This window comes from Stenotrophomonas sp. YJH_SMC_4 (assembly GCF_059371575.1).
Genome location: NZ_JCAFUR010000003.1, coordinates 42,033 through 55,025 on the forward strand (window position 1 = coordinate 42,033; position 12,993 = coordinate 55,025).

At 67.2% G+C, this 12,993-nt stretch carries 13 protein-coding genes; 5 read left to right on the forward strand and 8 right to left on the reverse strand.

What is annotated here, in order from left to right; genetic code table 11:
* Window positions 1-190 precede the first annotated feature (190 nt).
* The 5 genes from AC5P9F_RS06260 to dapB all read right to left on the reverse strand — a co-directional run bounded on the left by AC5P9F_RS06260 (window position 191) and on the right by dapB (window position 7,160).
* On the reverse strand, window positions 191-1,108 hold the full coding sequence (locus AC5P9F_RS06260; RefSeq protein ID WP_005409484.1) for a hypothetical protein: 918 nt from the start codon (window positions 1,106-1,108) through the stop codon (window positions 191-193).
* 4 nt (window positions 1,109-1,112) lie between these two features.
* Window positions 1,113-1,577, reverse strand: a complete 465-nt coding sequence (gene greA / locus AC5P9F_RS06265) for a transcription elongation factor GreA (RefSeq protein ID WP_204303441.1) — start codon at window positions 1,575-1,577, stop codon at window positions 1,113-1,115.
* Window positions 1,578-1,585: 8 nt separating this feature from the next.
* Complete coding sequence (gene carB, locus AC5P9F_RS06270) at window positions 1,586-4,828, reverse strand: carbamoyl-phosphate synthase large subunit (RefSeq protein ID WP_274850203.1); 3,243 nt, start codon at window positions 4,826-4,828, stop codon at window positions 1,586-1,588.
* A gap of 149 nt (window positions 4,829-4,977) precedes the next feature.
* On the reverse strand, window positions 4,978-6,105 hold the full coding sequence (carA, locus tag AC5P9F_RS06275; protein ID WP_005413213.1) for a glutamine-hydrolyzing carbamoyl-phosphate synthase small subunit: 1,128 nt from the start codon (window positions 6,103-6,105) through the stop codon (window positions 4,978-4,980).
* A gap of 335 nt (window positions 6,106-6,440) precedes the next feature.
* Window positions 6,441-7,160 carry a 4-hydroxy-tetrahydrodipicolinate reductase gene (gene dapB / locus AC5P9F_RS06280; RefSeq protein ID WP_425524965.1) on the reverse strand — a complete coding sequence of 240 codons (720 nt, stop codon included), beginning with the start codon at window positions 7,158-7,160 and terminating at the stop codon, window positions 6,441-6,443.
* A gap of 90 nt (window positions 7,161-7,250) precedes the next feature.
* Here dapB and AC5P9F_RS06285 point away from each other — a divergent pair, with 90 nt between their 5' ends.
* The 4 genes from AC5P9F_RS06285 to AC5P9F_RS06300 all read left to right on the forward strand — a co-directional run bounded on the left by AC5P9F_RS06285 (window position 7,251) and on the right by AC5P9F_RS06300 (window position 9,658).
* Window positions 7,251-8,012, forward strand: coding sequence for a 3-oxoacyl-ACP reductase (locus tag AC5P9F_RS06285; protein WP_414490314.1), 762 nt, complete (start codon window positions 7,251-7,253; stop codon window positions 8,010-8,012).
* Window positions 8,013-8,016: 4 nt separating this feature from the next.
* On the forward strand, window positions 8,017-8,412 hold the full coding sequence (locus AC5P9F_RS06290) for a MerR family transcriptional regulator (RefSeq protein WP_062605883.1): 396 nt from the start codon (window positions 8,017-8,019) through the stop codon (window positions 8,410-8,412).
* Between the two features lie 55 nt (window positions 8,413-8,467).
* Entirely contained in the window at window positions 8,468-9,049 is a 582-nt protein-coding gene (locus AC5P9F_RS06295) for an NAD(P)H-dependent oxidoreductase (protein WP_062605885.1), read from the forward strand.
* 147 nt (window positions 9,050-9,196) lie between these two features.
* Entirely contained in the window at window positions 9,197-9,658 is a 462-nt protein-coding gene (locus AC5P9F_RS06300; protein WP_012480065.1) for a DUF4304 domain-containing protein, read from the forward strand.
* Between the two features lie 54 nt (window positions 9,659-9,712).
* Here AC5P9F_RS06300 and AC5P9F_RS06305 read toward each other — a convergent pair whose 3' ends face one another.
* Genes AC5P9F_RS06305 through AC5P9F_RS06315 form a run of 3 tightly spaced genes read right to left on the reverse strand, consistent with a single transcriptional unit; the run spans window position 9,713 to window position 12,083 of the window.
* Window positions 9,713-9,967, reverse strand: coding sequence for a DUF6587 family protein (locus tag AC5P9F_RS06305; protein ID WP_005409475.1), 255 nt, complete (start codon window positions 9,965-9,967; stop codon window positions 9,713-9,715).
* Entirely contained in the window at window positions 9,967-11,832 is a 1,866-nt protein-coding gene (gene feoB / locus AC5P9F_RS06310; protein ID WP_165710419.1) for a ferrous iron transporter B, read from the reverse strand. Before feoB ends, AC5P9F_RS06305 begins: the two co-directional genes overlap by 1 nt.
* Window positions 11,829-12,083 carry a FeoA family protein gene (locus AC5P9F_RS06315; protein ID WP_005409473.1) on the reverse strand — a complete coding sequence of 85 codons (255 nt, stop codon included), beginning with the start codon at window positions 12,081-12,083 and terminating at the stop codon, window positions 11,829-11,831. The genes feoB and AC5P9F_RS06315 overlap by 4 nt, the downstream gene beginning before the upstream one ends.
* Before the next feature lie 119 nt (window positions 12,084-12,202).
* Between AC5P9F_RS06315 and AC5P9F_RS06320 the strand changes: the two genes are divergently transcribed.
* Window positions 12,203-12,991, forward strand: coding sequence for an enoyl-CoA hydratase/isomerase family protein (locus AC5P9F_RS06320; protein WP_005409472.1), 789 nt, complete (start codon window positions 12,203-12,205; stop codon window positions 12,989-12,991).
* The last annotated feature ends 2 nt before the right edge of the window (window positions 12,992-12,993 follow it).

Below are 12,993 nucleotides of genomic sequence, written 5' to 3' on the forward strand. Positions count from 1 at the left end.
TAGGCTTGGCAGCCGCATCCATGCGGCTGACACCCCGCAATCCGACACCGCCCCACCTTCGACAGGTTCACGCCGCTGCTGGTAGGTGTCGACCTTGGTCGACACATCTTTCAGATATCGATAGACAAAATGGGGTCAGAGCCGTTTTCCCTAGGAAAACGGATCCGACCCCGCTCGGCCGAGGCCCCGATCAGTCGTGAAGCTGGCGCGGCTTCTTCCAGAACTGCCAGCGCTGTCCGCGATCCAGCTGGAACTGCAGGCCGTCCTCGAAATCCAGCACCAGCCGCTGCAGCTCGCCGCGCTTCAGCGCGGCCAGCAGTGGACGGATCGCATCGTTGCCGAGCTGCTGCAGCGAGCGCAGCTGGCGCAGATCAACCAGTGCATCCACCGCCTGCTCACCATCCACGGCTACGCCAGCCGCAAGAGCCAGGCCCTGCAGCAGCGCGTCGCGGCTGCGCACCTGCGCATGCGGCGTGCTGACCGACACCGGCATCACGCCACCGCCCCAGAACCACAGCGAATTGATCGGCTGTTGTCCCTGCGCGGCGCGCTGCTGGTTCCAGGAATGGTTGTGCAGCAGTACCTGCGCTTCGGTCATCAGCGCCCGCCACCGGCGGCCGCCCTCGCCTTCCGGCAGGTGCGAGAACAGGTCATCGCCCAGCACCTCGTCCGGACTGTCGAAGTCCGGCAGGGCCAGGTCGATCGGAAGCCGCAGGTACCAGCGCGAAGGGTCCGGTGCGTCGAGCACGAATCCGGCATCGGCGAACAACGGCTGCAGCACCGGCAGCAGGGCCAGGCAGTCGGCCAGGGTCGGTCGCAGCGTTTCGCCGTAGGCCATCATCCGCGCGCCATGCATGTCCGGCACCATGCAGGCCGGATCGGCACGCAGCCAGCTGGCGCCAGCGGCATCGCCGACGTCGCGCTGGCGGGTCAACGCGGCCACCGGCCATTGCGGCGCGGCGACCGTGAAATGGCGCGTCAGCTGCGCGCGTTCACCCGGTGCGACCTGCACCGTCGTGGCGCGGCCAAGCGCGCGCGCCACATCGTCCGGCAGCGCAGCCGCGGCAAAGCGGCTGCGTGCCGGCAACAGCAGGGTCGCCGTTGCCACCGGGTCAGTCCACGTAGCTGACGCTGACGATCTCGTACTCGCGCTGGCCGGCCGGGGCGTCGATCACGATCGAATCACCTTCCAGCTTGCCGATCATCGCGCGCGCCACCGGCGAGGAAATCGCGATCAGGCCCTGCTTGATGTCCGCCTCCAGGTCACCGACGATCTGGTACTTCTTCTCTTCGTCGGTTTCCACGTCGGCCAGCGTCACGCTGGCGCCGAACACCACCTTGAAGCCGGCATTGAGCTTGCTCACGTCGATGATCTCGGCGTGCGACAGCTCGCCTTCCAGCTGCTTGATGCGGCCTTCGATGAAGCCCTGTTCCTCGCGCGCGGCGTGGTACTCGGCATTCTCCTTCAGGTCGCCATGCTCACGCGCTTCGGCGATGGCCGCGATCACCTTCGGGCGCTTGACCGACTTCAGGTGATCCAGTTCGTCGCGCAGCTTCTGCGCACCCTTCATCGTGATGGGGGCTCTCATGCATTCAACTCCTTGTGCAGCTCCTGCAGCGACCAGACGGGGCCGGTGCCGCGGAATTCCAGTGAATCCACCAGCGCCTTGGCGCCGGCAATGGTGGTCGAGTAGGTGACGCGATGCTGCAGCGCCTCGCGACGGATCGAGAACGAGTCGTTGATCGCCGAGCGACCTTCGGTCGTGTTGACGATGTAGACGATCTCGCCGTTCTTGATCGAGTCGACGATGTGCGGACGGCCTTCGACCACCTTGTTGATGATCTCGCAGTCCATGCCGTGCTGCTGCAGCCACGCGGCGGTGCCACGGGTCGCAACCAGGCTGTAGCCACGCGCCAGCAGCGCCTTGGCCACCGGCAGCACGCGCTTCTTGTCCGGATCGCGGACCGAGACGAAGGCCTTGCCGACCGGCGGTGCCTTGATGCCACCGGCTTCCTGCGCACGCGCGAAGGCGGCGTTGAAGCTGCGGCCCACGCCCATCACCTCACCGGTGGAGCGCATCTCCGGCCCGAGGATCGGGTCGACGCCCTGGAACTTGGCGAACGGGAAGATCGCTTCCTTCACCGAGTAGTAGTCCGGCACGATTTCCTTGGTCGCGCCCTGCTCGGCCAGGCTCTTGCCGGCCATGCAGCGCGCGGCGATCTTGGCCAGCGGCATGCCGGTGGCCTTGGACACGAACGGCACGGTGCGCGAGGCACGCGGGTTCACTTCCAGCAGGTAGATGGTGTCGGCACCTTCGTCGCTGGTCTGGATCGCGAACTGGGTGTTCATCAGGCCGACCACGTTCAGGGCCTTGGCCAGCTCCACCACCTGGCGGCGCAGCTCGGCCTGGGTTTCAGCCGACAGCGAGTACGGCGGCAGCGAGCACGAGGAATCGCCCGAGTGCACGCCGGCTTCTTCGATGTGCTCCATCACGCCACCGATCAGGACGTTGCCCTCCTTGTCGGCGATGATGTCGACATCGCACTCGACAGCATTGTCGAGGAAGCGGTCCAGCAGCACCGGCGAATCGTTGGACACCTTCACCGCGTCGCGCACGTAGCGGGCCAGATCGGCTTCGCCGTAGACGATTTCCATCGCACGGCCGCCCAGCACGTAGCTCGGGCGCACCACCAGCGGGTAGCCGATCTCGCGGGCCAGCAGCAGCGCTTCCTGGTCGTTGCGGGCGATGCGGTTCGGCGGCTGCTTCAGGCCCAGCTTGTCGACCAGCTGCTGGAAGCGCTCGCGGTCCTCGGCCAGGTCGATCGAATCCGGGCTGGTACCGATCACCGGCACGCCGTTGGCTTCCAGCGCGCGCGCCAGCTTCAGCGGGGTCTGGCCGCCGTACTGCACGATCACGCCCTTCGGCTGTTCCAGTTCGACGATTTCCAGCACGTCTTCCAGGGTCAGCGGTTCGAAGTACAGGCGGTCGGAGGTGTCGTAGTCGGTCGACACGGTTTCCGGGTTGCAGTTGACCATGATGGTTTCATAGCCATCCTCGCGCAGCGCCAGTGCCGCATGCACGCAGCAGTAGTCGAACTCGATGCCCTGACCGATGCGGTTCGGGCCACCGCCCAGGATCATGATCTTGTCGCGGTTGCTCGGCGCGGCCTCGCACTCGTCCTCGTAGGTCGAGTAGAGGTAGGCGGTACCGGTGGAGAATTCACCGGCACAGGAGTCCACGCGCTTGTAGACCGGGCGCACCTTGTGCGCACGACGCAGCGCGCGGATGGCGGCTTCGTTGGTGCCGGTCAGCTGCGCCAGGCGTGCGTCGGAGAAGCCTGCGCGCTTCAGCTTGCGCAGGCGTGCGGCGTCCAGTGCGTCGATGCCACCGGCGGCGACGTCAGCTTCGGCAGCGATGATTTCCTCGATCTGGTCCAGGAACCAGTGATCGATGAACGACAGCGCGTAGATCTCTTCCACGCTCATGCCGGCGCGGAATGCATCGGCGACGAAGAACAGGCGCTCCGGACCCGGTGCCTTCAGTTCGCGGCGCAGGGTCTGCAGGTCGTCTTCGTTGCCCAGGTCCAGGCCGGTCGGGTCGAAGCCGACCTTGCCGGTTTCCAGGCCACGCAGGGCCTTCTGCACCGACTCCTGGAAGGTGCGACCCATCGCCATCACCTCGCCCACCGACTTCATCTGGGTGGTCAGGCGGGCGTCGGCGGCCGGGAACTTCTCGAAGGCGAAGCGCGGGATCTTGGTGACGACGTAATCGATGGACGGCTCGAACGAGGCCGGGGTCAGGCCGCCGGTGATCTCGTTCTTCAGTTCGTCCAGGGTGTAGCCCACGGCCAGCTTGGCGGCGACCTTGGCGATCGGGAAGCCGGTGGCCTTGGACGCCAGCGCCGAGGAACGCGACACGCGCGGGTTCATCTCGATGACGACCACGCGGCCGGTCTTCGGGTTGATGCCGAACTGCACGTTCGAGCCACCGGTATCGACGCCGATCTTGCGCAGCACGGCGATGGAGGCATCGCGCAGGCGCTGGTATTCCTTGTCGGTCAGGGTCTGCGCCGGGGCCACGGTGATCGAGTCACCGGTATGCACGCCCATCGGGTCGAGGTTTTCGATCGAGCAGACGATGATGCAGTTGTCCGCGGTATCGCGGACCACTTCCATCTCGAACTCCTTCCAGCCCAGCACCGACTCTTCCACCAGCACTTCGGTGGTCGGCGACAGTTCCAGGCCGCGGCTGACGATTTCGACCAGCTCTTCGCGGTTGTAGGCGATGCCGCCACCGCTGCCGCCCAGGGTGAAGCTGGGGCGGATGATGGTCGGGTAGCCGACGCGGGTCTGGATCTCCAGCGCTTCGTCCAGGGTGTGGGCGACGGCGGCGGTCGGGCAATCCAGGCCGATCTCACCCATGGCCACGCGGAACAGCTCGCGGTCTTCGGCCATGCGGATCGCTTCGCGCTTGGCGCCGATCAGTTCGACGTTGTATTTCTCCAGCACGCCGTGGTCGGCCAGGTCCAGCGCGCAGTTCAGCGCGGTCTGGCCACCCATGGTCGGCAGCAGCGCATCGGGCTTTTCCTTGGCGATGATCTTCTCGACCGTCTGCCAGTTGATCGGCTCGATGTAGACGGCATCGGCCATCTCCGGGTCGGTCATGATCGTGGCCGGGTTGCTGTTGACCAGCACCACGCGGTAACCCTCGTCACGCAGGGCCTTGCAGGCCTGGGCGCCGGAGTAGTCGAACTCGCAGGCCTGGCCGATGACGATCGGGCCAGCACCGATGATGAGGATGGTCTTGAGGTCAGTGCGCTTGGGCATTTTCTTCTCTAAGTCAGTACAGCGTGACAAGGGGGAGTGATCGCACGCTGTCGATCAGGAATCTTGAACCGCAGCGCCGCGCCAGGGGCAGCAGCGATGCGGGGTTTACGGTCCATCGCGACGCCACCGGGGGGCCGGCGGCGTACTGATCACGCCTTGGCCTGCTCCATCAGCACCACGAAGCGGTCGAACAGCGGGCCGACATCGGTCGGGCCCGGCGACGCTTCCGGATGGCCCTGGAACGAGAACGCCGGCACGTCGGTGCGGGCCACGCCCTGGTTGGTGCCATCGAACAGCGAGCGGTGGGTCACGCGCAGGGTCGGCGGCAGGGTCGCTTCATCGATCGCGAAGCCGTGGTTCTGCGAGGTGATCATCACCCGGCCGCTGTCCAGGTCCTGCACCGGGTGGTTGGCACCGTGGTGGCCATGGCCCATCTTCATGGTCTGCGCGCCCGAGGCCAGGCCCAGCAGCTGGTGGCCCAGGCAGATGCCGAAGGTCGGGATCTTCACGTCGATGAAGGTCTTGATCGCTTCGATGGCGTAGTCGCACGGTTCCGGGTCGCCCGGGCCGTTGGACAGGAACACGCCATCCGGCTTCAGCGCCAGCACTTCGGCGGCCGGGGTCTGCGCCGGCACCACGGTCACTTCGCAGCCGCGCTCGGCCAGCATGCGCAGGATGTTGGTCTTCACGCCGAAATCGTAGGCCACGACCTTGTACTTGGCCGGCACGCTGACGAAGGCATTGGCATCCAGGTCCAGCTGGCCCTCGGTCCAGGTGTAGGTCTTCTCGGTAGTGACGACCTTGGCCAGATCCATGCCCTTCAGCCCCGGGAACTTGCGGGCGGCTTCCAGTGCCTTTTCCACGTCGATGTCGCCGGCCATCAGCGCACCGTTCTGCGCGCCCTTCTCGCGCAGGATGCGGGTCAGCTTGCGGGTGTCGATGCCGGCGATGGCAACCACGCCACGCTGGATCAGCCAGTCCTGCAGCGACACCTGGCTGCGCCAGTTGCTGGGGCGACGCGGAACATCGCGCACGATCAGGCCGGCCGACCACACCTTGGACGCTTCATTGTCCTGGTCGGTCATGCCGGTGTTGCCGATATGCGGATAGGTCAGCGTGACCATCTGCCGGGCGTAGGACGGGTCGGTCAGAACTTCCTGATAGCCGGTCATGGCGGTGTTGAACACCACCTCACCGACGGACAGGCCGGGCGCGCCTACTGATTCGCCCTCGAATACGGTGCCGTCTTCGAGGACGAGGATTGCGGCTTGGGTCACGGGAATCTCACTTTGGCTACCGAGGGGGCTGCCGAAGTCACGCCTGCGCTTCACGGAAATCCGGTTGCAAAAAAGCGCGGACGTGCGGTCTGGGACCGGTCCGGCTTTCGTGATTCGGCGAGTGCGAATTGTAGCGCTGCCGGGGCGCTCGCGCCAGCGGTTATCGCGCTTCATGAACGGGCGATTGCGCATTCATTTCAATCCGGCGGCGTATGCGGGCCGGAGGTGGGGTCGGATCCTTTCCCGAATCGGAAAGGCTCTGACCCCAGGCGCCCTCGGATGGGGTCAGAGCCCTTTCCGCAGGAAAGGGATCCGACCCCAGGAATCAGCCCGCCCTACTGCAGCAGGTCCCGTACCCGGTAGCTGCCCGGGGCGCGGCCCTGCAGCTGGCGGGCGGCGAACAGGGCGCCGCGGGCGAAAATGTCGCGGTTGGTGGCCCGGTGCACCAGCTCGATGCGCTCGCCCAGCCCGGTGAACTGCACCAGATGCTCGCCGACGATGTCACCAGCGCGCAGGCTGGCATAGTGCGGCTCCGCCCCGCCCCGCTGCGCGGCCGCGCCCAGGGTCAGTGCAGTGCCCGACGGCGCGTCCTTCTTCTGGGCGTGGTGAGACTCGACGATGTCACAGTCCCAGCCGGCCAGCGCCTGCGCCGCGCGCTCGACCAGCTCGTCCAGCACCGCCACGCCCAGGCTGAAGTTCGAGGCCCAGACCAGCGGGATCCTCGCCGCCGCCGCCTCCAGCGCCTGGCGCTGCGTGCTGGAGATGCCGGTAGTGCCCGAGACCAGCCCCGCACCACGTTCCACGCACAGTGCCAGCATCGGGTCGAAACCCTCCGGCAGGCTGAAGTCGATCGCCACGTCGAATGCCGGCGCACCGGGCAGCTCGCTGGCCGCGAAGAACGGTACGCCATCGACCACGCGCTGGGCCGGCGCACGACCCGTCACCGCAGCGGCGATCTGCAGGGTTTCGGGATGTTCGGCGGCCAGCCGCAGCAGGGCCTGGCCCATGCGCCCGGAGGCACCGTGGATGAGCAATCGCAGGGGAGTCTGGTTCATGCCTGCAGGCTAGCGGCAGCACGCCCGCTCCGGCAAGCGCCATCGCTGCTACGCTGCATGCCCTTTCATGCAATGGATGGCAGTTCCCTCATGCAGATCAGTGAACAGCTGGTGCTTGTCACCGGTGCCGGGCGCGGACTTGGCCAGCACATCGCCCGCGCCTTCGCCGCGCAGGGCGCGCGCGTCATCATCAACTACCACCGAAGCGAAGGCGCTGCACGTGCTCTGGCTGCCGAGCTGGGCGGACAGGCGATCGCGCTGCCGGCCGATGTCACTGAGCGCGCCGAGGTCGATGCAATGCTGCAGCACGCCCTCGCCCACTTCGGCCAGGGCGTCACCACCGTAGTCAACAACGCACTGGCAGCGTTCTCGTTCAATGGTGATGCCCGCGACGGCGCCGCCGACATCGGCTGGCCGGCGTTCCAGGCGCAGTTCGACGGCAGCGTGCGCGGCGCGCTGAACACCGTGCAGGCCGCCCTGCCCGGCATGCAGGCCCGTCGCTTCGGTCGGGTGATCAACATCGGCACCAACCTGTTCCAGAATCCGGTGGTGCCCTATCACGACTACACCGCCGCCAAGGCCGCACTGCTGTCGCTGACCCGTACCCTGGCCGGCGACCTCGGCCCGCATGGCATCACCGTGAACATGTTGTCCGGCGGCCTGCTGCGCACCACCGATGCCAGCGCCGCCACGCCGGAAGCAGTGTTCGACTACATCGCCGCCAACACGCCACTGCGCAGCGTCACCACGCCGGCCGAGTTCGCCGATGCCGCGCTGTTCTTCGCCAGCCCCTGGTCGCGCGCGGTGACCGGTCAGAACCTGGTGGTCGATGGCGGGCTGGTGCGGGACTGAGTCGATGCGCATCTCCGAAGTCAGCCGCCTGACCGGCGCCAGTGCCAGGGCCATCCGCCTGTACGAGGCGCGCGGACTACTGCCGCCGGTGCCACGCCTGAACCGCTATCGCGACTACAGCGAACAGGACGTGGCCTGGGTGCAGCTGATCCGCCAGGCACTGGGGCTGGGCATCACCCTGGCCGCGATCTCACGCCTGCAGGGCCGCGATGGACGGCTCGACTGGCCAGCGGTACTGGCCTTGCTGGAGGAGCAGCGCGGCCGCATCGCCGACGAGCGGATGCGGCTGGCACAGGTCGAGCGCGACCTGCAGCTGGTCAGCGACGAACTGCAGCAGTGGCTGCACTCCGGCAGCGGCGACTGCATCCTGGAACCCAGCGGCTGCACCACCCCGGTTTGACTCTGCCCCTGGGGCAGACCCCAACCTCGCGCACTTTCCATTGCGCGAGGTTGCCGTGTCCCGTTCCATCCTGATCCTGCTGGGCCATCCTGACCGTGACAGCCTGTGCGGCGCCCTCGCCCAGCGCTATGCCACCGCCGCCGAGAATGCTGGCCACCGGGTGCGCCTGATCGCGCTGGGTGACCTCCAGTTCGACCCGGTACTGCGCCACGGCTACCGTCAGATCCAGCCGCTGGAAGCCGACCTTCAGGACGCCGCGGAAGCGATCGAGGCCTGCGATCACCTGGTGCTGGTCTACCCCACCTGGTGGGGCGCGATGCCGGCACTGCTGAAGAGCTTCTTCGATCGCGTGCTGCTGCCGGGGTACGCCTTCCGCTACCGGCGCGATTCGGTGTGGTGGGACCGGCTGCTGGCCGGGCGCAGCGCGCGGGTGATCACCACGCTGGATACGCCGCCCTGGTACTACCGCTGGATCTACCGCGACCCGGGCATCGCCCAGATCCGCGCCACCATCCTGCAGTTCTGCGGCATCCGCCCGGTGCGTGTCAGCCGCCTTGGCGCTGTACGCAGCAGTACACCGGCACAACGCAGCAAGTGGCTGGCGCTGGCGGCGGAGCTGGGCTCACGGGCCAACTAGCCAGAAGAGCGTGCGAACCAAGGTTCGCACCCACCCGGGGCGTTCGCACGCACCTGGGGCGCTCGTTGCGGGTGTCGCGTTTGCCAATTGACCGCCAGGCACCGCGCCTCAAGGCTGTGGCCCCCTGTTCCGGCCCGGGCAAAGCCCATGAAATCCTCGACTGTCTTCAGCAAGTGCGCCAGGAAGACCGGCTTTGCCGGGACCACGACTACCCGCTACCGCTTGCTGGATGACGCCCTCCTTGTCGTGAATCACCAGCGTGCCAGCGAAAGCCGGGGTTTCTATGTGAATGCTGGACTCTACTTTCCAGAGCTGCTCGAGCATCCCCTCGCACCTGACGATCTTGAAACGGCTTTCAGGTACCGCTCCAGCATTCCCACGCCCCACGTCGACTGGCGGATCGAAGAGACACCAGGCCTGCGCCGGGCCTTCATCCAGCAGGATCTTGAAGACCTGCTGCAGGCTGGTAACCGCGACGGACTGAAAGGCCTGCTGCTCGATGCCCTTGCCGACGTGGCCGGCTTCGCGGCAACCCATGGGAACCGGGAATCGGTGCGGCGATTGAATCGGGATGGACGCTTCCGGGCGATCATCCGCAGAGAGGTCTGAACCCCGGAAGCGTGCGAACCAAGGTTCGCACCCACCAGCGCAGGAGAAGCAGCGTCAGTGCCGCTTCGGCGGAGTCGGCCCGCAACTGTCGCAACCGCCACAGGCACCGCCACTTCCGCTCGCCGGTGGCGCGACCTTCCGCCCCAGCGCCTGCAGCCAGGCGGCGCGACCGGGCTTCAGCAGGGCCAGCGCCAACGCACCGCGCAGCTTGCGCACGGTACCGGGGAACTGCTTCTTCAGCACCACCCAGGCACTGACCAGCACGGCCACCGCGATGATCAGGTACTGGATCAGCAGCCCGGCATCCATCAGCCGCCTCCCAGCGCCCTGGTCACCTGGTAGGTGATCAGCGCGGCCACGTAGGCCGCCGCGAACAGGTAGAACGCAGCGAAGCCCATCTGTTTCCATGAGTTGGTCTCGCGCTTGATGGTGGCCAGCGTCGAGATGCACATCGGGGCGTAGATGTACCAGACCAGCAGCGACAGTGCGGTGGCCAGCGACCAGCCATCGCTGATCAGCGGGGTCAGTGCCTGGCTGGCGGCATCGTCATCGGCTGCCGACAGCGCATACACGGTGGCCAGCGAAGACACCGCCACCTCACGCGCGGCCAGGCCCGGGATCAGCGCGATGCAGATCTGCCAGTTGAAGCCCAGCGGCGCGAAGAACACCGCCATCGCATGGCCGATCTGGCCGGCGTAGCTGTAATCGATGGCCGGCATGGTGGCGCCGGCCGGGGCGGCCGGGAACGACAGCAGCACCCACAGCAGGATCGTCAGCGCCAGGATGATGCCGCCGACGCGCTTGAGGAAGATCATGCCGCGCTCGTACAGGCCCACCGCCAGGTCGCGCACGTGCGGCAGGCGGTACGACGGCAGCTCCAGCATCAGCGGGTGTTCGCTCTTGTCGCGGCGCCACTTCTTCATGATCCACGACATCGCCAGCGCACTGAGGATGCCGGCGGCGTACAGGCCGAACAGCACCAGGCCCTGCTGGTTGAACACGCCCCAGACCGTCTTCTGCGGGATGAACGCGCCGATCAGCAGCGCGTACACCGGCAGGCGCGCCGAACAGGTCATCAGCGGCGCCACCAGGATCGTGGCCAGCCGGTCACGCGGATCCTGGATGCTGCGGGTGGACATGATGCCCGGCACCGCACAGGCGAAGCTGGACAGCAGCGGGATGAACGAGCGGCCGGACAGGCCGGCGGCCGCCATCATGCGGTCCAGCAGGAACGCCGCGCGCGGCAGGTAACCGGATTCCTCCAGCACCAGGATGAAGAAGAACAGGATCAGGATCTGCGGCAGGAATACCACCACTCCACCGACGCCGGCGATGATGCCGTCGGTCAGCAGGCTGGCCAGCGGGCCTTCCGGCAGCACGCTGCCGACGAACTGGCCGAGCCAGGCAAAGCCGGCCTCGATGCCATCCATCAGCGGCGTGGCCCAGGCGTACACCGCCTGGAAGATCAGGAACATCACCACCGCTAGGCTGATCAGGCCGAACACGGGGTGCAGCAGCCAGCGGTCCAGCGCGTCATCGATCTTCGCGGTACGTGCGGGCATGCGCACGGCCACCGAGAGGATCTGGCGCACCTTGGCGTGGTAGTCGATGCCGCCTTCCGGGCCCGGCACAGGGGCATCCAGGTGCGGCACCATCGCGTCCAGGCGCTCGACCAGGGCCTTGGCGCCCTGCTTGCGCACCGCCACGGTCTCCACCACCGGCACGCCCAGCTCGCGCTCCAGCGCGGCCACGTCCACCTGGATGCCGCGGCGCTGCGCCGCATCGACCATGTTCAGCGCCACCACCATCGGCTTGCCCAGCTCGCGCAGTTCCAGCGCGAAACGCAGGTGCAGGCGCAGGTTGGTGGCGTCGATCACGCACAGCAGCACATCCGGCGCGGCTTCGCCCGGGTAGAAGCCCCGGCACAGGTCGCGGGTGATCGCTTCATCCAGGCTGGCCGGTTGCAGGCTGTAGGCACCGGGCAGATCGAGTACGGCGAATTCGCGGCCGGACGGCGCACGCAGGCGGCCTTCCTTGCGCTCGACGGTGACGCCGGTGTAATTGGCGACCTTCTGCCGGCTGCCGGTCAGCTGGTTGAACAGTGCGGTCTTGCCGCTGTTGGGATTACCGACCAGCGCGATACGCAGCGGGGCGGTAGTGGCAGTGGCGGTCATGCACGTCGTTCCTGGCTGGCGGCGTCGACCACGACGCGCTTGGCTTCACTGATCCGCAGCGCGAACCGGGTGAACCCGACCTGCACCAGCAGCGGTTCGCCCCCCACCGGACCCTTGGCCACCAGGCGTACTTCCTCGCCCTTCACGAAACCCAGCTCGCGCAGGCGACGGGCGATGGCATCGTTGGCATGCAGGTCCTGCACGGACTCGACCACGGCCGAGGTGTGCAGCGGCAGTTCGGACAGCGTCATCTAGCGTATTCTCTGCTGGATGTAAATGGTTCTCGATTCTAACATTCCCGCGTCGCGTCATGGCCCATGACCAATGGCCCGCTATGATCCATACAGGTATGGAGTGACCCTGGAATCCCATGAACGATGCTTTGCAGATCGAGCGCAGCGGCGCCGTCCTCACTCTCTGGCTGAACCGGCCGGAGCTGCACAACGCCTTTGACGCCGGGCTGATCGCCCGGCTGACTGCCGCACTGGAGGCCGCCGGCCACGATGCTTCGGTGCGCGCGGTGGTGCTGGCCGGCCACGGCGCCTCCTTCTCGGCAGGTGCCGACATGCAGTGGATGCGCGGCATGGCGGCGGCCAGCGAAGCCGATAACCGCGAGGACTCGCTGGCCCTGGCCCGGCTGATGCGCACCCTGGACGAGCTGCCCAAACCGACCCTGGCCCGGGTCCATGGCGCGGCCTTCGGCGGCGGCGTCGGCCTGGTCGCCTGCTGCGACATCGCCATCGCCAGCACCTCGGCCCGCTTCGGCCTGACCGAAAGCCGCCTGGGCCTGCTGCCGGCGGTGATCTCGCCCTATGTGATCGAAGCCATCGGCCCGCGCCAAGCCCGCCGCTGGTTCGCCACCGGCGAGCATTTTGACGCCGACACCGCGCTGCGCATCGGCCTGGTCCACCAGCTGGTCGAGCCCGAACGCCTGGACGAGGCCGTGCAACGCCAGCTGGCCCTGCTCGACAAGGCCGGCCCGATCGCCTCGTCCACCGCCAAGCAACTGGTCCGCCAGGTCCGCGACAGCCATGACCGCGACACCCTGGATCGCGATAACGCCGCCCTGATCGCGCGCCTGCGGGTGTCGGCCGAGGGCCAGGAAGGCCTGGGCGCCTTCCTCGACAAGCGCGCCCCCCATTGGGTCACGGAAGCCTGAAC